Raw genomic sequence first — 21,554 nt, 5'->3', positions numbered from 1 at the left:
GCGGTCAAGGTAAAGGCGACCATTCCTCAGCGGAAGCCAACGGCGCAAAAATCTCGTCGAGAATGGCGTCAGTGACGCCCTCCAGCCTCGGCGGATCCCATTTCGGCGCATTGTCCTTGTCGACGATCACCGCACGCACGCCTTCCAGGAAGTCGTGGCGCTGCACGACGCGGGCGCCGATCCGGTACTCCATGGCCATGTTGTCGGCGAAGCGGGTCATGCCGCGCCCGAGCTGGAGCTGGCGGAAGGCGACCTTCATCGTCTGCGGCGACTTGGTCTTGAGGACGTCGAGCTGGGCCTTGGCCCAATCGCCGCCGTCGGCTTCCAGGGCGGCGAAGATCGCCTCGACGCTGTCGCCGGCGAAGAGGCGGGAGATGTCGTCCACGTGGGCGGCCAGCGGCGGGCGGCCTGCATCGGCCTCGAACTCGGTCAGCAGCGTCTCGATGGCCGCCGGATCGGCGACGACGGCGGCCTTCAGGTCGCCGACGCGGGCGCTTTCCACATAGTCGGTGGCGATGCCGGCCAGCTCGCAGTCGGCGGCCTTGATCCGCGCGCCGGTGAGCGCCAGCCACAGGCCGATGTGGTCGCTCATCCGCGACAGGAACCAGCCGCCGCCGACGTCCGGGAAGAGGCCGATGCCGGTCTCCGGCATGGCGAAGGTGGTCCGCTCGGTGGCCACCCGGAAGCGGCAGGGCCGCGAGAGGCCGACACCGCCGCCCATGGTGACGCCGTCCATGATGGCGACCAGGGGTTTTTCGTAGTCGTGCAGCAGGGTGTTCAGCCGGTACTCGGTGAAGAAGAACTCCCGCGCCTCGGCGCCGTCACCCGCCCCGCTCCGCGCCAACATGCGGATGTCGCCGCCCGCGCAGAAGCCGCGCTCGCCGGCGTGGTCGATGAGCACCAGCTTGACCGCGGGGCCGACGCGCCAGGCTGAAAGCGCCTCGATCATCAGCCGGCACATGTTGGTGGTGAGCGCATGCAGCGCCTGCGGCCGGTTCAGCGTGATGCGGCCGACCGCGCCCTCGATCCGGGTGATGACTTGGGGCTCGTCACTCATTGCCGGAACAGCTCCCGGGCGGTGATCACCCGCATGATCTCATTGGCGCCTTCCAGGATCTGGTGGACCCGCAGGTCGCGCACGATCCGCTCCAACGGGAAATCCTGAAGGTAGCCGTAGCCGCCGTGCAGCTGCAGCGCCTGGTTGGCCACTTCGAAACCGGCGTCGGTGGCGAAGCGCTTGGCCATGGCGCAGTACTGGGTGGCCCTGGGATCCTTGCTGTCCAGGGCGTGGGCCGCGCGGCGCACCATCAGCCGCGCGGCCTCCAACTCCGTCGCCATGTCGGCGAAGCGCCATTGCAGGCCCTGGAAGTCCTTCAGCGGATTGCCGAACTGCTTGCGGGTCTCCAGGTGCGCCTTGGCGGTGTCGAGGGCGAGCCCCGCGCCGCCCAGCGAGCAGGAGGCGATGTTGATCCGCCCGCCGTCGAGGCCGGCCATGGCGAAGCGGAACCCCTCGCCTTCCGCGCCGATCCGGTTCGCCACGGGGACGCGGCAGTCGTCGAAGTTGACCTGGGCCGTGGGCTGCGACTTCCAGCCCATCTTCTTCTCCTGGCCGCCGAAGGAGAGCCCGGGCGTGCCGTTCTCCACCACGACCGCCGAAATCCCTTTCGGCCCCGGCCCGCCGGTGCGGACCATGGCCACATAGATGTCGGAGGTCCCGGCGCCGGAGATGAAGGCCTTCGAGCCGTTCAGGACATAGTGGTCGCCGTCCAGCCGCGCCGTCGTCGCAAGCGCCGCGGCGTCCGAGCCCGAGCCCGGCTCGGTCAGGCAGTAGGAGGCGATCAGCTCCATGGTGGTGAGCTTCGGCAGGAACCGGTTGCGAATCTCGTCGCCGCCGAAGCGGTCGATCATCCAGCTCGCCATGTTGTGGATCGAGATGAAGGCCGCGGTGGAGACGTCGCCGTAGGAGAGCTGTTCGAAGACGATGGAGGCGTCGAGCCGGCTGAGCGCCGAGCCGCCCACGTCCTCCTGCACATAGAGGCCGGCGAACCCCAGCTCGGCGGCCTTCTTTAGGACGTCGACGGGGAAGTGGCTCTCGGCGTCCCAGCGCGCGGAATGCGGGGCCAGCTCGGCTGTGGCGAAGGCGCGCGCGGCGTCCTCGATGGCCCGCTGGTCGTCGGTGAGGTTGAAATCCATGGGCGGGGAGTCAGCGCGACGCGGGCGGGCTGTCAATCGCGGCGGCGCTCCATTTTTCCCGAAGGGGTTGCGCGGCGGCGCTAAGCGGGTGCAAACGCCCGCCCATGACCAAAGCGCCCCTCGCCGCCTACCCTGCCCTGCGTCTGCGCCGCCTGCGCCAGGCGGACTGGATCCGACGGCTGGTGCGCGAGACGGTGCTGACCCCGGCCGACCTGATCTGGTCGATGGTGGTGCACGAGGGCGAGGGCCAGGTCCCGGTGGCCGCCATGCCCGGCGTCTCGCGGCTATCGGTGAAGGACTGCGCGGCGGCGGCGAAGGAAGCCCGCGCGCTGGGCATCCCGGCCATCGCGGTCTTCCCGCACATCGACGGCTCCAAGAAGGACGCCACCGGCGCCCAGGCGCTGGACCCCGACGGCGTGGTCGCCCGGGCGGTGAAGGCCATGAAGGACGCCGCCCCCGAGGTCGGGATCATGTGCGACGTGGCGCTCGACCCTTTCACCGACCATGGCCACGACGGCCTGATCGAGAACGGCCGCATCCTCAACGACCCGACCATCGAACGCCTGGTCGCCCAGGGCCTGATGCAGGCCAAGGCCGGCTGCGACATCCTCGCGCCCAGCGACATGATGGACGGCCGTTGCGGGGCGCTGCGGGCGGCGTTGGAGGCCGAGGGGCTGCAGGACGTGATGATCATGTCCTATGCGGCCAAGTACGCCTCGGCCTTCTACGGCCCCTACCGCGAGGCGATCGGCTCCGGGAAACTGGGCACGGGCTCGGTGGAGAACCCAGGCGACAAGAAGACCTACCAGATGGACAACGCCAACCACGCCGAGGCGCTGCGCGAGGTGGCCCTCGACATCGCGGAGGGCGCCGACGTGGTGATGGTCAAGCCGGGGATGCCCTACCTCGACATCGTCCGCCAGGTGGTCGACGCCTTCGCGGTGCCGACCTTCGCGTTCCAGGTCTCGGGCGAGTACGCCATGCTGATGGCCGCCGCGCGGAACGGCTGGCTGGACGAGGAGCGCGCCATCCTGGAGAGCCTGGGTGGCTTCAAGCGCGCCGGCGCGGCGGGCGTCATCACCTATTTCGCCCCGCGGGCGGCCCGGATGCTGGGCGCTTAGGCCGCCGGTTCGACCGCGTCGGGCGGGGTCTCTTCCGGAGGCTTGGCGGGGAAGAAGCGGAAGACCAGCACGAAGAACAGCGGCGTGAAGAAGATCGCCAGCACCGTCGCCGACAACATGCCGCCGATCACGCCGGTGCCGATGTCGTTCTGGCTGCCCGCGCCAGCCCCGGTCGAGATGGCCAGGGGGAAGACCCCGGCCATGAAGGCGAGCGAGGTCATCAGGATCGGCCGCAGGCGCTGACGCGAGGCATGCAGCGCCGCCTCCAGGGTGCTCATCCCCTGCTGCTGCCCGGCGAGCGCGAACTCCACGATCAGGATGGCGTTTTTCGCCGCCAGCCCCATGGTGGTCAGCAGGCCGACCTGGAAATAGATGTCGTTGTAGAGCCCGCGCAGGCCGGCCGCGAGCAAGGCGCCGACCACCCCCAGCGGCAGCACGAGGACGACCGCGAACGGCACCGACCAACTCTCGTAGAGCGCGCAGAGGCACAAGAAGACCACCAGGATCGACAGGCCGTAGAGCAAGGGCGCCTGGGCGCCGGCGGCCTGCTCCTGCAGCGACAGGCCGGTCCACTCCGAGCTCACGCCCTTCGGCAGCTTGGCCACCATGGCCTCGATCTTCGACATGGCCGCGCCGGAGCTCTTGCCGGGCGCCGCCTGGCCCTGGATCTCGAAGGACGGGACGCCGTTGTAGCGCTGCAGCTGCGAGGGGCCGTAGATCCAATCGACCGTCGAGAAGGATGAGAACGAGGCCATGGTCCCGCCCGCGTTGCGGACGTACCAGTCGAAGATGTCGCTGGGCTTGGTGCGATAGGGCGCGTCGCCCTCCAGGTAGACGTGCTTGACGCGGTTGTTGTCGACGAAATCGCCGATGTAGTTCGCCCCCCAGATGCTGGTCAGGGTGGTGTTGATGTCGTTCTGGTTGACGCCCATGGCGGCGGCTCGAACGGTGTCGACGGCGACGTGGATCTGCGGGCTGTCCTCCAGGCCGTTGGGCCGCACGGCCACCATGTCGGGGTCGGCCTTGGCCATGCCGAGCAGCTGGTTGCGGGCGGCCAGGAAGGCCTGGTGGTCGAGGCCGCCGCGGTCCTCCAGTTGCAGGTCGAAGCCGGTGGCGTTGCCGAGTTCCTGCACCGCCGGCGGCACGATCACGAAGATCTGCGCGTCGCGGACGCTGGAGAACACCCGCATGGCGCGCTGCACGATGCCGGGTGCGCGGTTGGCGGCGCCCTTGCGGACGTCCCAGCCCTTCAGCTTGAGGAAGCCGATGCCCGAGTTCTGACCCGACCCCGCGAAGTTGAACCCGGCGACGGTGAAGAGGGCCGCGACATTGTCCTTCTCGTCGACCAGGAAGTGATGCTCGACGGTCTTCAGGGCGTCGAGGGTGCGGGTCTGCACCGCGCCCACCGGCAGCGTGATCTGGACGAACATCGCACCCTGGTCTTCTTCTGGCAGGAAGCCCGTGGGCATGCGGACGAACAGCACCGCCATGACAACGACGATCGCCCCATAGGCCACGAGCGGCCACAACGGCCTGCCGATCAGCCCCTGGACGGCGCGTTCGTAGGCGGTGCGGGAGCGGTCGAAGTTCCGGTTGAACCAACCGAAGGGGCCGTGCTCGGCCGCCTGGCCCTTGCGCGGCTTCAGGAGGGTCGCGCAGAGCGCCGGCGTCAGGATCAGGGCCACCAGGACCGAGAGCACGATGGCCGCGACCATGGTCACCGAGAACTGGCGGTAGATGACGCCCGTCGAGCCGCCGAAGAAGCCCATGGGCGCCAGCACCGCGATCAGCACCAGGGCGATGCCGATCAGGGCGCCGGTGATCTCGTCCATGGATTTGCGGGAGGCCTCCTTGGGCGAGAGGCCCTCCTCGTCCATCAGCCGCTCGACGTTCTCCACCACGACAATGGCGTCATCGACCAAGAGGCCGATGACGATGACCACGGCGAACAGGGTCAGCGTGTTGATCGAATAGCCGAGGATCTCCAGCACCCCGAAGGTGCCCAGCAGCACGACCGGAATGGCGATGGCCGGCACCAGGGTCGCGCGCCAGTTCTGCAGGAAGATGAACAGCACCGCTGTCACCAGCACCATGGCCTCGACCAGGGTCTTGATGACCTCCTGGATCGAGATGCGCACGAAGGTGGTGTTGTCCACCGGGAAGGACAGCTGCAGGCCTGGCGGCAGGTTGGCCGCGAGCTCGGTGGCGCGGGCCTTCACCGCGTCGGCGGTGGTCAGCGCGTTAGCGCCGGGCGCGAGCTGGACGGCGACGCCGGCGGCGGGATGGCCGTTCAGCCGGCTGATCGAATCGTAGCTGTCGCTGCCCAGTTCGACACGCGCCACGTCGGCCAAGGTCACCAGGCCGCCGTTGGTCTCGCCGCGCACGACGATCTTGCGGAACTCCTCGGCGGTGGTCAGCCGCGACTGGGCGGTGACCGTGGCGTTCAGCTGCTGGTCCTTGACCGTCGGCAGGCCGCCGACCTGGCCGGCGGAGACCTGGATGTTCTGCGACTGGACGGCGGCCTGCACATCGGCCGGCGTCAGTTGGAAGCTGTTCAGCTTGTAGGGATCGAGCCAGATCCGCATGGCGTGCTGGGCGCCGAAGGTCTGGATCGCGCCCACCCCGTTCACCCGCGACAGGGGGTCCTGGAAGTTGCTGACCATGAAGTCGGAGATGTCGAAGTTCGTGTAGTGCTCGGTCGGGTCCGAGAGCGCCACGATCAGGAGGAAGTTGGTCTGGCTCTTGGCCACGGTGACGCCCAGCTGCTGCACCTGCGGCGGCAGCAGCGGCGTGGCCGCCTGGACCTTGTTCTGCACCTGGACCTGGGCGATGTCGGGGTTGGTCCCGGCCTTGAAGGTCGCGGTGATGGTGACCTGGCCGCTGGAGCTGCTGTTTGACGAGAAATAGAGCAGCCCGTCGAGGCCGTTGAGCTGCTGCTCGATCACCTGGGTGACGGAGGTCTGCAGGGTCTCCGCCGAGGCGCCGGGATAGGTAGCCGCGATGGTCACCGCCGGCGGGGCGATGCTGGGGTACTGCGCGATCGGCAGGCTGCGGACAGCGAAAACCCCGGCCAGCATGACGACCAGGGCGATGACCCAGGCGAAGATCGGGTGGTCTATGAAGAAGCGTGACATCGAGGCGGGCCTAAGTCGCGCCCACGGGCGACACGCGTTTCATAGGGATATCTTGTTAGCTGCAGCGTTTGGCAGGTAGTCCTTACCGGCCACAGGTCAAGCCATTACGACAGCGAAACTTGCCGACCGGTGGTGGGCCAACGAGGGCTTGGCGCGGTCTAGGGCCGTCCCGCGTGCGGGCTCTCGACGGTGGCGATCAGCACCGCGCCGCTGGGCGAGGCCGCCGCCTGGTGCGAGTTCGAGCTCGAGGCGGTGAACATGAAGAGGGTGCGGCCGTCGTCGCCGCCCAGCATGCAGGCGTAGCAGGGCGCGGCGGTGTCGATGACCTCCAGCACCTCGCCGCCCTCCGTGACCCGCAGGCACTCCGGCGCGAAAGGGTTGGCGACCCAGATGGCGCCGTCGGCGTCGAGCGCGATGCCGTCCGGGATCCGGGGCGAGAGCGTCGCCCAGACCCGGCGATTCGAGAGGCCGCCGTTGGCGGCGATATCGAAGGCTGTCAGACAACCGGCCAGGGTCTCACCGAGGATCAGGGTCTTGCCGTCCGGGGTGATAACCGTGCCGTTGGGAAAACTCATGTCGCTGGCGGCGACCGTGACCGCGCCATCGGGCGAGACGCAGGCCAGCTTGGCGGTCGGATGGTCGGCCAGCACGCCCGGGACGCCGCGGTCGGCGATGCCGGCGTCAAGGTCGAAGCCGAAGTTGCCGACATAGGCGCGGCCCGCCGCGTCGACGACCATGTCGTTGCAATGGAAGCCGGCGACCTGGCCCAGGTCGGCATGCACGCTCATCTGGCCGTCCGCCGTGCGGCGCAGAACCTGGCGCCTGGTCATAGAGACGATCAGCATGGAGCCGTCCGGCAGCCAGCCGAGGCCCGAGGGCTGGTCGTCGATCTCGAATTCCGTGCGCACATCGCCGGCCAGAGACACCGACTTCACGGCGTGGGCGTAGAAGTCGCTGAACCACATGCGGCCGTCATGCCAGCGCGGCGCTTCGCCGAAATAGATGCCGTCCGCCAGAACCCGGGTGGTGCGTCCCATCGCTCGTCCTCCGCGCCGATGTCAGCCTCGGCCTGCGAGCGAACCTAGGGTCAGACGCGGGGCGCCGCCAGCCATTCGGCGAGGATCGGGTTCACCGTCTGCGGCGCCTCCTGCTGCACCCAGTGGGAAACGTTCGGCAGGCGGCGGATGGTGAGGTCGCGGACGTAGGCGTCCGTGCCGTCGAGCAGCTCGACGCCCAGCGCCGCGTCCGCCTCGCCCCAGATCATCAGCGTCGGCGTCTCGATCACCGGCCAGGGGCCGCGCAGCTTCCCGCCCAGGCGAAAGGCGGCGCGATACCAGTTGATCATGCCGCGCATGGCCCCCGGTCGCTGAGCGTCCGCGGCGTAGCGGTCCAGCACGTCCGGCGTGAAGTTCGACTTGTCGATGGCCATGCCGTGGAAGGCGCGGCGGATCGCGCGCCCGTCGTTGGCGGTCGCGCCCCATTCCGGCAGGCCGGGAAGCTGAAAGAAGAACATGTACCAGGACTTCGTCAGCTGCGCCCAATTCCGGCGGAGCTGCGTCGCCATGATCGCCGGATGCGGGACGTTCATGATCACCAGCCGCTCTAGCGGACGCACCCGGTTGGCGGCGAAGGCCCAGGCGACGCCCGCGCCCCAGTCGTGGCCGATCAAGGTGATGGACTTCGCCCCGCTGGCGTCAATAAGGGCGGCGACGTCCTCCATCAGCCGGTCGATCAGGTAGGCCGAGACCTCGCGCGGCTTGGGCTCGGTCTCGCCATAGCCACGCAGGTCGGGGGCCCAGACGCGGTAGCCCATCTCCGCCAGCAACGGCAGCTGATAGCGCCAGGAGAAGCGGCTCTCCGGGAAGCCATGCAGGCATAGCGCCAGCCGGTCGCCCTCGCCCGCCTCGTCCACGGCGAAGTCGAAGCCGTTGGCGGCGATCCGGCGGGTGGCGACGGTCATTCCGGCGCCGTGGTGAAGTAGGCGCTGTCGTAGTCGTTCCCCGGCAGGCGGATCGTCCCGGCGTCGCGCAGGCCAATCTTCTTCAGGACGGCGATGGAGCCGTGGTTCTTCGCCGTGGTGATGGCGACGATGACCGGCAGGCCCAGCGTCTCGCGGCCATAGGCCAGGCTGGCGGCGGCGGACTCCGAGGCGAGGCCCTGCCCCCAGAACCGCTCTAGGAAGGCGTAGCCGACATCCGGGTGGTCGAGGCCGTCGCGCTTGACCAGGCCGCAGAGGCCAGTGGGCTTGCCGGTCGCGGTCAGATCGCAACGCCAGAGGCCGAAGCCGTTGGCCGCGTAGCCGCTCCGGACGCGGTCGATGTAGCCGCCGGCGCTTTCCAGGTCCGTGACCCCGCGGTCGCCGATGTTCTCGCGGAAGCCGCGGCTCAGCAGCAGCTCCAGGATGAAGGGCGCGTCCTCAGGGACCAGTTCGCTCAGCGTCAAGCGGGCGGTTTCGAGGACCGGCATTTAGGGTTTCTCCAGCCGCGCCACCAGGCTGGAGGTGTCCCAGCGGCGGCCGCCTTGCGCCTGCACCTCGGCGTAGAAGCCGTCGACCATGCGGGTCATGTCGAGCGCCGCGCCGTTGCGGCCCGCCTCGTCCAGCACCAACCCCAGGTCCTTCCGCATCCAGTCGACCGCGAAGCCGAAGTCGAACTTGCCCTCGGTCATGGTCTTCCAGCGGTTGTCCATCTGCCAGGACTGGGCCGCGCCCTTGGAGATGGCGTCGTAGACCAGCTGGGGGTCGAGGCCGGCGCGTTTCGCAAAATGCAGGCCCTCGGCGAGCCCCTGGACGACGCCGGCGATGCAGATCTGGTTGACCATCTTGGCGAGCTGGCCCGCGCCGGAGCCGCCCATCAGCTTGGTGGCCTTGGCGTAAGCGGCGATCACCGGCTCGGCCTTGGCGAAGGCCTCGTCCGTCCCGCCGCACATGATGGTGAGCTGGCCGTTTTCCGCGCCCGCCTGGCCGCCGCTGACCGGGGCGTCGACGAAGGCCCGGCCGCCCTCGGCCGCCAGCGCCCCCATCTCGCGCGCCACGACGGCGGAGGTCGTGGTGTGGTCGACCACCACCGCGCCCGGGGCGAGAACCGGCAAGGCTTCCGCCACCACCTGGCGCACGTCGCCGTCGTTGCCGACGCAGAGGATGAAGAGCTGGGCGCCCTTGGCCGCCTCCGCCGCCGTCGCCCCGGCCCTGCCGCCGTGGCTCCCGACCCAGCGCGCCGACTTTTCCGGGCTGCGATTGTAAACGGCCATCTCGTGGCCGGCCTTCGCCAGATGCCCCGCCATGGGGAACCCCATCACGCCGAGACCGGCGAACGCGACCTTCATCGTAACCCTGCTCCTTAACCGTGCGCGCAACGCCATCTTAACGAGGGCCTGCGCAAGTGAGTCCCTCGTAACAGTCTTACCCGGGGCGGGCCATGTCGGTGAGCGGCGAACGGCCGATCATCATCAAGCGGATCAAGAAGAGCGGCGGCGGTGGTCACCACGGCGGCGCTTGGAAGGTGGCGTATGCGGACTTCGTGACCGCGATGATGGCCTTCTTCCTCCTGATGTGGCTGATCAACACCACGAGCCCCGAGCAGAAGCGCGGCATCGCCGACTACTTCGCCCCGGCCAGCGTCTCAGAGACCACCTCCGGCGCCGGCGGCATCCTGGCCGGCACGGCGCTGGGCGACGATGGCACCAAGCAGAACGGTTCGCAGTCTGTGGTGCAGGACGCCAGCCCCGACGTGAAGAACCCCGACAACGGCAAGGCCAAGGACGCGGCCAAGTCCGCCGCCGACCAGGCGAAGGCCGATGAGGCCAAGAAGGAAGAGGCCGCCTTCCAGTCGGCCCAGCAGTCCCTGCGCCAGGCGCTGCAGGACATGCCGGAGCTGGCCGAGCTGTCGAAGAACATCATCGTCGACGAGACCCCGGAAGGCCTGCGCATCCAGCTGGTCGACCAGGAAGGCCGCTCGATGTTCAATCAGGGCACCGCCGTCCCCAACGACCGCGCCAAGCTCTTGCTGCGGGCGATCTCCAAGGTGATCAACCAGCTGCCCAACCGGATCAGCATCTACGGCCACACCAGCGCCACCGCAGGCGCCGCCCGGCAGCCCGACAGCGACTGGTCCCTGTCGCAGAACCGCGCCAACGCCTCGCGCGGCATCCTAGAAGGGGCCGGCGTCGAGCCGGACCGCATCTACCAGGTGAGCGGCAAGGCCACGAAAGAGCCGCTTTATCCGGACGACCCGACCCTGCCCGGCAACCGACGCATCGCTATCGTGTTGTTGCGTGAGGCGCCCGTGCTGCCGCCAGACCGCGCGGGGCCCTAAGGCGGCCGTCCGCGGCGCTTCGTCCCGCCCGGGTGACGAGCCTGCAACAACTCTTGCGCCCGCGCGCGGCATGACGCCTAATCGAGGTCTCGGCATGAGGGCGACGGCAATTCCGTGACGCAGCACTTTCCGTCCCGACAGCTCAGGTTCTTCCTGACCGCGCCGTCGCCTTGCCCCTATTTGCCGGAGCGCTTCGAACGCAAGGTGTTCGCCCACCTGCCGCTGTCCGACGGCGCCAGCGTCAACGACAGCCTGACCCAGGTCGGCTTCCGCCGGTCGCAGAACATCGCCTACCGCCCGGCCTGCGAAGCCTGCACGGCCTGCGTCTCGGCGCGGATCCCGGCGGCGGACTACGTCTTCTCCCGCTCCGAGCGGAAGACCATAGCCCGCAACGAGGACCTGGAGCGGCACCTGGTGGAGGCCGAGGCGACCATGGAGCAGTTCGACCTGCTCCGCCGTTACCTCACCACCCGCCATGCCGACGGCGGCATGGCCGAGATGACCTGGCCGGACTATGTCGCCATGGTCGAGGACACCGCCGTCCGCACCCACATCATCGAGTTCCGCAAGCGCCCCGTCGGGCGCAGCCCGGGCGAGCTGGTGGCCTGCGCCCTGGTGGACGTGATGAACGACGGCCTGTCGCTGGTCTACAGCTTCTACGACCCGACTCAGGGCCGCCGCAGCCTGGGCTCCTTCGTGATCCTCGACCACGTGATCCAGGCCTGCCTGACCAACCTGCCCTACGTCTATCTGGGCTATTGGGTGCGCGGCTCGGAGAAGATGGACTACAAGGTCCGCTTTTCGCCCATCGAGCTGCTGAAGCCGGAAGGCTGGACCCTGGTGGTCGGCGGGGCGGCGCGGGCGGCCAACGACGCGCTCTAGGACCCCAAGCGGACACAACATGGCCAGGCAGCTTCGGCTGAGCCTCCGCAGGCCCACCGCCCCTACCCGCGACGCCTTCATCCGCGGCGCATCCAACGCCCAGGCGCTGGCGGCGCTCGACGCCTGGCCGCGCTGGCCGGGCGGGACGCTCACGCTGTTCGGCCCGGAAGGCTGCGGCAAGAGCCACCTGGCGCAGGCCTGGGCGGCGTCGGCCGAGGCCGTGGTCCTCGATCGCGCCCAGCCGGACGTGGCCGCCGCCGCGGGCCGCGCGGCCCTGCTGGAGGACATTGACCGCGGCGTCGACGCCGAGGCCTTGTTCCACCTGATCAACCAGGCCGCTCGGGACGGCGCGAGCCTCTTGCTCACCGCGCGGACGGCGCCCGCCGCCTGGACGGCGGAGCTGCCCGACCTGCGCTCGCGGCTGAACGCCCTGATGGCGGCCGAGATCGCCGCCCCCGACGACGAGGTCCTGGGCGGCGTCCTACGGAAGTTCTTCCGTGAACGGAATATCCGCCCACACGACGACGTCTATCCCTACCTGCTGCGCCGCATGGAGCGGTCGATTCCCGGCGCCCAGGAGATCGTGCGGCGGCTCGACGAGACAGAGGACGGGATGATGCGGCCGGTATCGCGCGTCCTGGCCCGCGAGATCCTGGAAGACGATATCGAGAATCTTGACCTTTTCGAGGGATGACTTGAAGCCGTCACATGCGCGGGCCAAGAGACATCTCGACCCTCATCGGACGCGGAGACGACGAGATGAGCCAAGCCGAGACCATCGCCGCCGCCGAGCCCGTCAAGGTCGAGACTCCCGCGGGCGAGACCGACGTCCTGACCTGGGACGAGGACCTGGCGGCCTCGCCGTCGCGCTTCTTCAACCGCGAGCTGTCGTGGCTGGCCTTCAACCGCCGGGTGCTGGCCGAGAGCAAGAACCCGCGCCACCCGCTGCTGGAGCGGCTGCGCTTCCTGGCGATCAGCGCCAACAACCTCGATGAATTCTACATGGTCCGCGTGGCCGGCCTGAAGGCGCAGGTGCGCGAAGGCGTGCGCACGGTGAGCCAGGACGGCCTGACGCCCGTTGAGCAGCTGGAGCGGGTCAACGCCGAGGCAGCCGACCTGATGGGTGACCAGCAGACCCGCTGGCGCGAGCTCTGCTCGGAGCTGACCGGGGAAGGCCTGCGGGTGGTGGCGGCCGGCGACGTGACCAACGCCGAGCTGGACGCCCTGGAGGAGCCCTTCGTCTCGCAGGTGTTCCCGGTGATGACGCCGCTGGCGATCGACCCCGCGCACCCGTTCCCGTTCATTCCGAACCTGGCCTTCTCGCTGGTGCTGAAGCTGCGCCGGCTGGCCGACAACCGCGTGCTCTACGCGCTGACGCCGATCCCGGCCCAGGTGGCCCGCTTCTGGGAGCTGCCGGTTCACCGCACCGGCCGGCGCAAGGTCGAGCGGCGCTTCGTGACCCTGGAGGCGCTGGTCAGTCTGTTCCTCGACCACCTGTTCCCCGGCTGCGAGGTGCAGGCGCAGGGCGTTTTCCGGGTGATCCGCGACTCCGACGTGGAAATCGAGGAAGAGGCCGAGGACCTGGTTCGCGAGTTCGAACTGGCGCTGAAGCAGCGCCGCCTGGGCAGCGTCGTGCGTGTGGAGATCGACGCCTCCATGCCCGAGGAGCTGCAAGGCTTCATCACCTCCAGCCTGCACGCCGAACCGCAGGACATCATCCAGATCGACGGCCTCCTGGGCCTGGACGAGCTGAGCCAGCTGATCCCCGCCGACCGGCCGGACCTGAAGTTCAAGCCCTTCGAGCCGCGCTTCCCCGAGCGCATCCGCGACCACGGCGGCGACTGCTTCGCGGCCATCGGCGAGAAGGACATCCTGGTCCACCACCCGTTCGAAAGCTTCGATGTGGTGGTGCAGTTCCTGCGCCAGGCCGCGCGGGACCCCAACGTGCTGGCGATCAAGCAAACCCTCTACCGCACCAGCCACGACAGCCCGATCGTCGCGGCCCTGATCGAAGCCGCCGACGCCGGCAAGAACGTCACCGCGGTGATCGAGATCAAGGCCCGCTTCGACGAGGCGGCGAACATGAAGTGGGCCCGCGACCTCGAGCGGGCGGGCGTCCACGTGGTCTTCGGCTTCGTGGAGTACAAGACCCACGCCAAGCTCTCCACCGTGGTGCGGCGCGAGGGCGACGTGCTGCGCACCTACTGCCACTTCGGCACCGGCAACTACCACCCGATCACCGCGCGCTTCTATACGGACCTGTCCCTGTTCACGACCGACCCGGCGCTGGGCCGCGACTCCACGCGGCTGTTCAACTTCGTCACCGGCTACGCCCAGCCGGAGGGCGGCCTGGAGAAGCTCTCCTTCTCGCCGATCACCATGAAGCGCGACCTCCTCGACCACATCGCCCGCGAGGTGCTGAACCGCGCCGAGGGCAAGCCGTCGGGCATCTGGGCCAAGATGAACTCGCTGGTCGACCCCCAGATCATCGACGCCCTCTACGCCGCCAGCCAAGCCGGCGTGGAGATCGACCTGGTCGTGCGCGGCATCTGCTGCCTGCGCCCGGGCATCAAAGGCCTGTCGGAGAATATCCGGGTGAAGTCGATCGTCGGCCGCTTCCTGGAGCATGGCCGCATCTCCGCCTTCGCCAACGGCGCGCCCCTGCCCTCGTCGGAGGCCCGGGTGTTCATCTCCTCCGCCGACTGGATGCCGCGCAACCTGGACCGCCGCGTCGAGGCCCTGACGCCGGTGGAGAACCCGACGGTGCACCAGCAGGTGCTGCAGCAGATCATGCTGGCCAACCTGAAGGACGAGGCCCAGAGTTGGATCCTCGACTCCGACGGCCACTTCACCCGCGATCCCTCCTGGGATCACCCCGGCGCCTTTTCCGCGCACGAGTATTTCATGACCAACCCCAGCCTTTCGGGTAGAGGGCAGAAGGTGAAGGACATGCCGCGCGCGATCGATCATGTGGCCTCGCGGGGATAGCAGGCCGGAGTCCCGTCAGGCCGCCGTCATCGACGTCGGTTCGAACTCGGTCCGCCTGGTGATCTACCGGCTGGACGGGCGCGCCATCTGGACCGTCTACAACGAGAAGGCCCTGGCGGGCCTGGGCCGCGACCTGCCGTCGACGGGGCGGCTGTCGCCCGAGGGCGTGGAGATCGCGCTCACCGCCATCCGACGCTTCCGCGCGGTGCTGGACGGCTGGCGCGCCGAGGACGTCACCGCCGCGGCCACCGCCGCGGTGCGCGAGGCCGCCGACGGCCCGGCCTTCCTGAAGCGGGTGCGCGAAGAGACCGGCCTTGTCGTGCGCACCCTCACCGGCGACGAGGAGGCCCGTTACGCCGCCCTGGGCGTGATCGCCGGCCAACCGGACGCCGAGGGCGTGGTGGGCGACCTGGGCGGCTCCAGCCTGGAGCTGGTGAAGCTGGGCGGCCTCGGCGGCGCCGACGACGGGGCGACCCTGCCGCTTGGACCCTTCGCGCTCGGCGCGCCGCGGCCGCTGGACGCCGAGCGTACGCGCCGGCTGGTCGACGCGGCCATCGCGCCCCACGTGGAGCGCTTTTCCACCAAGCATTTCCATGCGGTCGGCGGCGCCTGGCGCAACCTGGCGCTCTTCCAGATGGAGCTGATCGACTATCCTCTGCACGTCGCCCACCAGTACGAGATGAGCCGGGCCGACGCGCTCAGCGTCTCGCGGCTGATCGGCCGGCAGTCGCGCGCCTCGCTGGAGCGCATGCAGGGGCTGTCCAAGAAGCGGATCGAGACCCTGCCCTACTCCGCCGTGGTGCTGGAGGCGCTGATCGAGCGCCTGGGCTTCGAGCGGATCACCATCTCGGCCTTCGGGGTTCGCGAAGGCATGCTGCTCGACGCCATGGCGCCGGAGGTGCGCGAACGCGACCCGCTGATCGAGGGTTGCGAGGCCCTGACCGCCGCCCGCGGCGTCCCCTCCGAGCTGGGCGGCGCGCTGGAGGCCTGGCTGACCCCAGCCTTCGAGAAGCTGACCCCGGTGTTCGCCGGGCGCGACGCGGTCCTACTGGCCGCCGCCTGCCGGCTGGCCGACCTGGGCGTGCGCCTGCACCCCGACCACCGCGCGGACCTGGCCTTCGAGCAGGTGCTGCGGGCGCCCATCGCCGGCATGAGCCATGCCGAGCGCGCCTATCTGGCCAGCGTCGCCTTCGCTCGTCATACCTCGGCCACCACGCCGCCGGAGGCCGAAGCCGTGGCCCGGGTGATCGGCGCGGACCGCCGCCAGCGCGCCCGCGCGCTCGGCGCCGCCATCCGGCTGGCCTGCGACCTATCCGGCCGCAATCCCAGGCTGCTGGAAAAGTCGTCCCTCAGCATCCAGGGTGACAAGGTGGCGCTGACCGCCGCCACCGGCTGGGAGGACATGCTGCTGGGCGAGCAGACCGCCAAGCGGGCCCAGACCCTGGCCTCGGCCCTGAAGCTGAAACTCGAACTCGGGTGAGCCCATGCAGATCCTGATGACCAAGGCGGCCCACGGCCGCGTCGCCGAGCGCCTGGCCAAGGTCGCGCCGGACGCCCAGGTGGTCACCGCGGTCGACAAGGACGCCTACGAGCTGGACGGCCGGTCCATCGCCGCCGAGGACATCGACCCGGAGGTGGTCTGGCTCAGCCTGGATTCCTACGCCTCCGGGACGCTGGGCCAGCTGTTCGGGCGGCTGATGAAGACCGACGCCCCGCGCTGGACCCAGATCATGGCCGCCGGCATCGACAACCCGATGTTCCGCTCGATCATGGAAAAGGGCGTGCGGATCTCGAAATCCAGCGCTCAGGCGACCCCGATCGCCGAATATGTGGTCGCCCACGCGCTCAGCCTGCAGGTCCCCATCGCCGAGGCCGCCGCCCTGCAGGCCAGGCGCGAGTGGAAGTCCACGCCCTATCACGAGGTCGCCCGGACCCGCTGGCTGATGGCCGGCTTCGGCAACATCGGCCACGAGATCGCCAAGCGCATCAAGCCGTTCGGCGTCCACCTGACCGTGGTGCGCCGCAGCCCGGCGGCCGAAGGAGACCTCGTCGATAAGGTCATCACGCTGAAGGAGATCGGTTCGGCGCTGCCGGACGCCGACGTGGTCGTGCTGGCGCTGGCGCTGAACGACGAGACGCGCGGCATGTGCGACGAGCACTTCTTCCGGGCCATGAAACCGGGCGCGGTGCTGATCAACATCGGCCGCGGCGGCCTGGTGGACGAGGATGCGCTGAAGGCCGGGCTCGACCGCGACCAGCCGGGCCATGCGGTGCTGGACGTCTTCCAGACCGAGCCCCTGCCCGCCGACGCCTGGTTCTGGGACCATCCGAAGGTGCGGGTCACCGCCCACACCTCCAACTCCGGCGACGGAAACCTGGACCGCGGCGACAATCTGTTCCTGGAGAACCTGCGCCGCTACCTGGCGAAAGAGCCGCTGCTCAACGAGGCGGACAGGAGTGAGGTGGGGCTCACCTAGCATCTCCTCTCCCCCGCGACGCGAGAGGGAGAGGAAGATGGCGCATAGCAAGAGGGCGGCGCCCCGGTTTCCCGGAACACCGCCCTCTGAACCAGATCCGTTGGGGGACCTGAGCCTTCAAGGTCGAGGAGGGTCTCGGCTTTACTGGGTCGCCCCAGCTGGGCTTCGATCCGGCCTCGGTGTCCCCCTGAGCTCGTAAGGATCTGGGTCGCCCCTGATCCTTCGTGACCCCGGAAGCCTTCCGCCCGCTTTCGGCCCGGTCGCCCGGTCCGCCGCGCCGCAGTCCCTCTTGGCAAGTGGAGAGTTGCAACGATCCGGATCGGGCGCAACGGGCGCCCCGACGCCGGCTGTGGGCGGAGTTCCGGACGCCCGGTGGACGGCCTGTGGAGAACCGCAGGACGGAGTTCGAATAGCCCGTTAGATCAGAGCTTTGCGCTTATCCTCAGGCCACTGCGGGGAAAGCCCGGACTCAGCCGTTGGCGGCGGCCTTGGGCGCGCGCCGGACCTCGACGACCCGCACCCGGGCGCCGTCCAGCACCAGGGCGAGCTCGCCGCGCTTCAGCTTGAGCGCATCCTCCCCGAACGCCTCGCGCCGCCAGCCCTTCAGGGCTGCGTTGTCGGCGTCATCCTCGTTGGCGATCTGCTCCAGGTCGGAGACGGTGGCAATCAGCTTGGAGGCCACGCCGGCCTCCTCCGCCCGCGCCTTCAACAGCACCTTGAGCAGTTCGACCACCGCGCCGGCGGCGGGCGATGGCGGGGTGCGGCTGCGCTCGATCACCGGGGCGTAGGCCTCCGGGTCCTTCAGCGCCTCGCGGATCGCGGTCAGGAGGTCGGGCCCGAAGCGCGAGCCGGAGAAGCCCTTGGGCACCGAACGCAGTCGGTCGAGCTGATCGGCGTCGGTGGGCGCCTGGGTCGCGACCTCGTCGATCGCCTCGTCCTTGAGGATGCGGCCGCGCGGCTGGTCGCGGGTCTGGGCGGTGCGCTCGCGCCACGCGGCGACCGCCTTGTAGACCGCCAGGTATTTGGCCGTGTGCCGGCGCGGCCGCAGCCGCTTCCAGGCGTTCTCCGGCTCCACGTCGTAGACGGCGGGGTCGGTCAGGCTGGTCATCTCGTCGGTGACCCAGGCCAGGCGGCCCTCGCCCTCCAGCCGCTCGCGCAGCATGGGATAGAGCTTGGCCAGGTGGGTCACGTCGGCGAGCGCGTAGGTGAGCTGGTTGTCCGACAGCGGCCGGCGGGCCCAGTCGGTGAAGCGCGAGGACTTGTCGAGCTCGATCTTCAGCATCTGGCGCACCAGGGCGTCGTAGGCGATCTGCTCGCCGAAGCCCGCGGCCATGCCGGCCACCTGGGTGTCGAACAGCGGCCGCGGCATGGCCTCGAGGTTGTTGAAGATCTCCACGTCCTGCCGTGCGGCGTGGAACACCTTCAGGATCGTCTCGTCGCGCAGGATCGCCAGGAATGGCTCCAGGTCGATATCCTCGCTCAGGGGATCGATGCAGGCCTCGGCGCCATTGCCGGCGGCGGCCTGGATCAGGCACAGCTTGGGCCAGTAGGTGGTCTCGCGCATGAACTCGGTGTCCACGGCGACGAACGGCTGGCCCTTGAGCTTGTCGCAAAACACCGCCAGTTCCGCGGTGGTCGTAATCGGCGTCATCGACTAGCTATAGCCCCGCGAAGCGGCGAGTCTGCAAGTCCGCGTTGCTCGCGCCGTGCATTTCTCTCGAAGGCCTCCAGATGTCCGACCGGCCCAATGGCCTCACCTACGCCCAGGCCGGCGTCGATATCGACGCCGGAAACGCCCTGGTGGAGCGCATCAAGCCGCTGGCCAAATCGACCCGCCGCGCCGGGGCGGAAGCCTCGCTGGGCGGCTTCGGCGCGCTCTTCGACCTGAAGGCCGCCGGCTATGACGATCCGCTCCTGGTCACCACCACCGACGGGGTCGGCACCAAGCTGAAGGTGGCGATCGAGACCGGGATCCACGACACGGTGGGGATTGACCTGGTGGCCATGTGCGTCAACGACCTGCTGGCCCAGGGCGCCGAGCCGCTGATGTTCCTGGACTACTACGCCACCGGCAAGCTGGACGTGGAGGCGGCCGCCGCCGTGGTGGCCGGCATCGCCGAGGGTTGCCGCCAAGCGGGCTGCGCCCTGGTGGGCGGCGAGACGGCCGAGATGCCGGGCATGTACGCCGAGGGCGACTACGACATGGCGGGCTTCTGCGTCGGCGCGGTGGACCGCGACAAGGTGCTGCCCCGCCTGGACGCCCAGAAGCCCGGCGACATCCTGATCGGCCTGGGCTCCTCCGGCCCGCATTCCAATGGCTATTCCCTGGTGCGCCGCATCGTCGAGCGCTCGGGCCTCGCCTGGGACGCGCCCGCGCCGTTCGAAGAAGACGGCAAGACCCTCGCCCAGGCCCTGCTCGCGCCCACCCGCATCTATGTGAAGACCGTGCTGAAGCACCTGAAGGCCGGCCGCATCGAGGGCCTGGCGCACATCACCGGCGGCGGCCTGATCGAGAATCCGCCGCGCGCGATCGCCGAGGGCCTCGTCGCCCGCTTCGACTGGAACGCTTGGGTCCCGCCGCCGGTATTCGGCTGGATACAGGAGACGGGCGGCGTGCCGGAGCTGGAGATGCGCCGCACCTTCAACTGCGGCGTCGGCCTGATGCTGATCGTCGACCCGCACGACCTGCCGGAGGTGCTGGAAGGCCTGGTCCGGGACGGCGAGGACGCCTTTGTGGTCGGCGAGCTGGCGGCGGCCTGAGGCGCGGATGCTGAAGCTCTCCTGCGTCTGCGGCCGGGTCCGCGTCGAAACCTCGAAGCGGCCCGGCTTCGTCCACGAGTGCAACTGCACCCTGTGCAGCGGGTCGGGCGCCCGCTGGGCCTATTTCCATCCCGCCGACGTGGTCGTCGAAGGCGCCACGAAGGGATTTAGCCGGGAAGACAAGGAACACCCGGCCGCTGAAGTCCACTTCTGCCCGAATTGCGGCGCCACGACCCACTTCGTCCTGACCCCAAGCGCTGTCTCGAAGTTCGGAAACGTCCAGATGGGCGTCAACGTGCGCCTGGCGGACGAGACCGATCTCGCCGGGATAGAGCTGCGCTATCCCGACGGACGCGCCTGGTCGGGCGCGGGCGGCTTCGGCTATGTGCGGGAGGCTCGCATCCTCGGCCAGTGAGCGCCTAGAAGAGCTTCAGCGCAATCACCAGCACCGCGAACAGGCCGTAGAACCCCGCCATCGACGCCAGGAAGGCTCGGCTGATAAAGCCGCGGCGGAAGGCGACAAACATGGCGACGATCGCCAGCGCCGTGACGCCGGCGCCCACCAGCAGGGCCGGGTCGAGGATCCAGGGCGTGAAGAAGAGGCCGAAGGCCGTGGGCACGGTGGCCTGGATCATCATGGCGCCGGAGATGTTGGCCAGCGCCAGCCGATACTTGCCCTGACGCACCCAGATGATGGCGTTCAGCGTCTCCGGCAGTTCCGTGGCGATGGGGCTGAGCAGCAGGGCCAGGAGCTGCGGCTTCATGCCGAGCGCGGGGCCCAGGATGCCGAGCTGCTTCACGAAGAGCTCGCTCGCGGCGAAGATCACCGCGAGCGCCGCCAGGGTCTGGACCACCGCGGCCCAGGTGGGCGGTTCGGGCCTGCGCGGCATCAGCTTCAGCGGCTCGAGCTCTTCCGCCTCGATGTCGCTGGGGCCGCGCATCTCCTTCCAGAAGTAGGCGCCGTAGGCCGCCAGGAAGAGGAAGCCCAGCCAGGGCTTCACGGCGAACGCCACAAGGCCGAGGGCGATCTTCGCGGCGAAGATCAGCAGGAACCAGCCCTGGTCGCGGCTGAGCGCCAGGAAGTCGCCGCGGCAGGCCTCGGTCTTGGGCAACCGGGCGCGGCAGCAGATCAGCACCACGCCCACGGTGGCGTAGGCGATGGTCGAGAGCACCAACGGCCCGCCCAGCGCCGCGCCGACCCCGATCTGCTTCTGCGCCGCGCTCGCCCCGAACACCACGGCCACGAAGGTGACCACGCTCTCCGGCAAGGCCGTGCCGAACGCCGCCAGGATCGAGCCCGTCGCCTGCTCGCCCACGGCGAGCCGGCGGCCGACCCACTCGACGCCGTTCACGAAGACCTCGCAGGCGAGGTAGATCACCACGGCCGAGCCCAGCAGCAGGGCGGTCACGACAGGCAAGCTGGTCATCGGAGGCGGTCATCTCGGGGGGCCAGGCGCACGAGCCAAGGGATCGGCGCCCTCGCCCAACCCTGGTGCGAACGCCGAACCCTATGGTCTCGCCAAGTCGGACGGACTGCCCGCGCCACGGCCGTCATCTCCTAAGAGACTTGAGCCGAGTGTGTTGACGCAGGCGCCTCTGATACGCGAGGCCGGCTACTCCCCAAAGAGTGGGAGGGTCTTAGGCGCCGCGCCGCGTCAGGTCAACGAACAAGCTACCCCACTCCGC

The 21,554-nt window shown here is 69.3% G+C and carries 17 protein-coding genes, 1 pseudogene and 1 riboswitch; of the genes and pseudogenes, 9 read left to right on the top strand and 9 right to left on the bottom strand.

Annotation, left to right across the window (positions count from 1 at the left end):
* Positions 1-4: 4 nt before the first annotated feature.
* Positions 5-1,057 (bottom strand): enoyl-CoA hydratase/isomerase family protein, encoded by a 1,053-nt coding sequence (locus E8A49_RS06105; RefSeq protein WP_293377646.1) that lies wholly within the window; start codon positions 1,055-1,057, stop codon positions 5-7.
* Positions 1,054-2,193: an isobutyryl-CoA dehydrogenase gene (locus tag E8A49_RS06100; protein ID WP_293377643.1), complete on the bottom strand. Its 1,140-nt coding sequence runs from the start codon at positions 2,191-2,193 to the stop codon at positions 1,054-1,056. The genes E8A49_RS06105 and E8A49_RS06100 overlap by 4 nt, the downstream gene beginning before the upstream one ends.
* Positions 2,194-2,297: 104 nt before the next feature.
* On the opposite strand from E8A49_RS06100, the gene hemB reads away from it, so the two are divergent.
* Positions 2,298-3,314 carry a porphobilinogen synthase gene (hemB, locus tag E8A49_RS06095; protein WP_293377640.1) on the top strand — a complete coding sequence of 339 codons (1,017 nt, stop codon included), beginning with the start codon at positions 2,298-2,300 and terminating at the stop codon, positions 3,312-3,314.
* Here hemB and E8A49_RS06090 read toward each other — a convergent pair.
* The 5 genes from E8A49_RS06090 to E8A49_RS06070 form a co-directional block, all read right to left on the bottom strand.
* Positions 3,311-6,448 (bottom strand): efflux RND transporter permease subunit, encoded by a 3,138-nt coding sequence (locus tag E8A49_RS06090; RefSeq protein WP_293377637.1) that lies wholly within the window; start codon positions 6,446-6,448, stop codon positions 3,311-3,313. The genes hemB and E8A49_RS06090 overlap by 4 nt on opposite strands.
* Before the next feature lie 158 nt (positions 6,449-6,606).
* Positions 6,607-7,485, bottom strand: coding sequence for an SMP-30/gluconolactonase/LRE family protein (locus tag E8A49_RS06085; protein ID WP_293377634.1), 879 nt, complete (start codon positions 7,483-7,485; stop codon positions 6,607-6,609).
* Between the two features lie 50 nt (positions 7,486-7,535).
* Positions 7,536-8,408, bottom strand: a complete 873-nt coding sequence (locus tag E8A49_RS06080; protein WP_293377631.1) for an alpha/beta hydrolase — start codon at positions 8,406-8,408, stop codon at positions 7,536-7,538.
* Complete coding sequence (locus E8A49_RS06075; protein WP_293377628.1) at positions 8,405-8,914, bottom strand: GNAT family N-acetyltransferase; 510 nt, start codon at positions 8,912-8,914, stop codon at positions 8,405-8,407. The genes E8A49_RS06080 and E8A49_RS06075 overlap by 4 nt, the downstream gene beginning before the upstream one ends.
* Positions 8,915-9,772, bottom strand: coding sequence for an NAD(P)-dependent oxidoreductase (locus E8A49_RS06070; RefSeq protein WP_293377625.1), 858 nt, complete (start codon positions 9,770-9,772; stop codon positions 8,915-8,917). It lies immediately after the preceding gene.
* Positions 9,773-9,864: 92 nt separating this feature from the next.
* Between E8A49_RS06070 and E8A49_RS06065 the strand changes: the two genes are divergently transcribed.
* From E8A49_RS06065 to E8A49_RS06040, 6 genes and pseudogenes are all read left to right on the top strand, one after another.
* Positions 9,865-10,761 carry a flagellar motor protein MotB gene (locus E8A49_RS06065; RefSeq protein WP_293377622.1) on the top strand — a complete coding sequence of 299 codons (897 nt, stop codon included), beginning with the start codon at positions 9,865-9,867 and terminating at the stop codon, positions 10,759-10,761.
* A 114-nt stretch (positions 10,762-10,875) separates the two neighbouring features.
* Positions 10,876-11,629 (top strand): annotated as a pseudogene (locus E8A49_RS06060) (arginyltransferase); the annotation flags it as partial.
* Between the two features lie 33 nt (positions 11,630-11,662).
* The gene (locus tag E8A49_RS06055; RefSeq protein WP_293378024.1) at positions 11,663-12,337 is read left to right on the top strand and encodes a DnaA/Hda family protein; all 675 of its coding nucleotides are present in this window, start codon (positions 11,663-11,665) and stop codon (positions 12,335-12,337) included.
* Between the two features lie 65 nt (positions 12,338-12,402).
* Positions 12,403-14,631, top strand: coding sequence for an RNA degradosome polyphosphate kinase (locus tag E8A49_RS06050; RefSeq protein ID WP_293377619.1), 2,229 nt, complete (start codon positions 12,403-12,405; stop codon positions 14,629-14,631).
* Complete coding sequence (locus E8A49_RS06045) at positions 14,612-16,111, top strand: Ppx/GppA phosphatase family protein (protein WP_293377616.1); 1,500 nt, start codon at positions 14,612-14,614, stop codon at positions 16,109-16,111. Before E8A49_RS06050 ends, E8A49_RS06045 begins: the two co-directional genes overlap by 20 nt.
* Positions 16,112-16,115: 4 nt before the next feature.
* A complete protein-coding gene (locus E8A49_RS06040) occupies positions 16,116-17,108 on the top strand; it encodes a D-2-hydroxyacid dehydrogenase (protein ID WP_293377613.1) in 993 nt (330 codons plus the stop codon).
* Between the two features lie 469 nt (positions 17,109-17,577).
* Here E8A49_RS06040 and rnd read toward each other — a convergent pair whose 3' ends face one another.
* A complete protein-coding gene (gene rnd, locus E8A49_RS06035; RefSeq protein WP_293377610.1) occupies positions 17,578-18,759 on the bottom strand; it encodes a ribonuclease D in 1,182 nt (393 codons plus the stop codon).
* An 80-nt stretch (positions 18,760-18,839) separates the two neighbouring features.
* Between rnd and purM the strand changes: the two genes are divergently transcribed.
* Both purM and E8A49_RS06025 read left to right on the top strand, forming a co-directional pair.
* Positions 18,840-19,868, top strand: a complete 1,029-nt coding sequence (gene purM / locus E8A49_RS06030; protein ID WP_293377607.1) for a phosphoribosylformylglycinamidine cyclo-ligase — start codon at positions 18,840-18,842, stop codon at positions 19,866-19,868.
* A gap of 7 nt (positions 19,869-19,875) precedes the next feature.
* Positions 19,876-20,283: a hypothetical protein gene (locus tag E8A49_RS06025; RefSeq protein WP_293377604.1), complete on the top strand. Its 408-nt coding sequence runs from the start codon at positions 19,876-19,878 to the stop codon at positions 20,281-20,283.
* A gap of 4 nt (positions 20,284-20,287) precedes the next feature.
* Here E8A49_RS06025 and E8A49_RS06020 read toward each other — a convergent pair whose 3' ends face one another.
* Complete coding sequence (locus E8A49_RS06020) at positions 20,288-21,295, bottom strand: sodium:calcium antiporter (protein WP_293377601.1); 1,008 nt, start codon at positions 21,293-21,295, stop codon at positions 20,288-20,290.
* A 20-nt stretch (positions 21,296-21,315) separates the two neighbouring features.
* Positions 21,316-21,502: riboswitch (yybP-ykoY riboswitch) on the bottom strand.
* Positions 21,503-21,554 lie beyond the last annotated feature (52 nt).

The sequence above is a fragment of the Phenylobacterium sp. genome, assembly GCF_004799515.1.
Classification (GTDB): Bacteria; Pseudomonadota; Alphaproteobacteria; order Caulobacterales; family Caulobacteraceae; genus Phenylobacterium.
This window is presented reverse-complemented; position numbering and strand designations above follow the sequence as displayed.

Bases quoted from the DNA above. Each gene is read 5' to 3' on its own strand.
- rnd (WP_293377610.1), bottom strand. From the start codon at position 18,759: ATGACGCCGATTACGACCACCGCGGAACTGGCGGTGTTTTGCGACAAG.
- E8A49_RS06080 (WP_293377631.1), bottom strand. From the start codon at position 8,408: ATGACCGTCGCCACCCGCCGGATCGCCGCCAACGGCTTCGACTTCGCC.
- E8A49_RS06045 (WP_293377616.1), top strand. From the start codon at position 14,612: ATGTGGCCTCGCGGGGATAGCAGGCCGGAGTCCCGTCAGGCCGCCGTC.
- E8A49_RS06070 (WP_293377625.1), bottom strand. From the start codon at position 9,772: ATGAAGGTCGCGTTCGCCGGTCTCGGCGTGATGGGGTTCCCCATGGCG.
- E8A49_RS06100 (WP_293377643.1), bottom strand. From the start codon at position 2,193: ATGGATTTCAACCTCACCGACGACCAGCGGGCCATCGAGGACGCCGCG.
- E8A49_RS06065 (WP_293377622.1), top strand. From the start codon at position 9,865: ATGTCGGTGAGCGGCGAACGGCCGATCATCATCAAGCGGATCAAGAAG.
- E8A49_RS06025 (WP_293377604.1), top strand. From the start codon at position 19,876: ATGCTGAAGCTCTCCTGCGTCTGCGGCCGGGTCCGCGTCGAAACCTCG.
- E8A49_RS06105 (WP_293377646.1), bottom strand. From the start codon at position 1,057: ATGAGTGACGAGCCCCAAGTCATCACCCGGATCGAGGGCGCGGTCGGC.
- hemB (WP_293377640.1), top strand. From the start codon at position 2,298: ATGACCAAAGCGCCCCTCGCCGCCTACCCTGCCCTGCGTCTGCGCCGC.
- purM (WP_293377607.1), top strand. From the start codon at position 18,840: ATGTCCGACCGGCCCAATGGCCTCACCTACGCCCAGGCCGGCGTCGAT.
- E8A49_RS06050 (WP_293377619.1), top strand. From the start codon at position 12,403: ATGAGCCAAGCCGAGACCATCGCCGCCGCCGAGCCCGTCAAGGTCGAG.
- E8A49_RS06090 (WP_293377637.1), bottom strand. From the start codon at position 6,448: ATGTCACGCTTCTTCATAGACCACCCGATCTTCGCCTGGGTCATCGCC.
- E8A49_RS06055 (WP_293378024.1), top strand. From the start codon at position 11,663: ATGGCCAGGCAGCTTCGGCTGAGCCTCCGCAGGCCCACCGCCCCTACC.
- E8A49_RS06085 (WP_293377634.1), bottom strand. From the start codon at position 7,485: ATGGGACGCACCACCCGGGTTCTGGCGGACGGCATCTATTTCGGCGAA.
- E8A49_RS06075 (WP_293377628.1), bottom strand. From the start codon at position 8,914: ATGCCGGTCCTCGAAACCGCCCGCTTGACGCTGAGCGAACTGGTCCCT.
- E8A49_RS06020 (WP_293377601.1), bottom strand. From the start codon at position 21,295: ATGACCAGCTTGCCTGTCGTGACCGCCCTGCTGCTGGGCTCGGCCGTG.
- E8A49_RS06040 (WP_293377613.1), top strand. From the start codon at position 16,116: ATGCAGATCCTGATGACCAAGGCGGCCCACGGCCGCGTCGCCGAGCGC.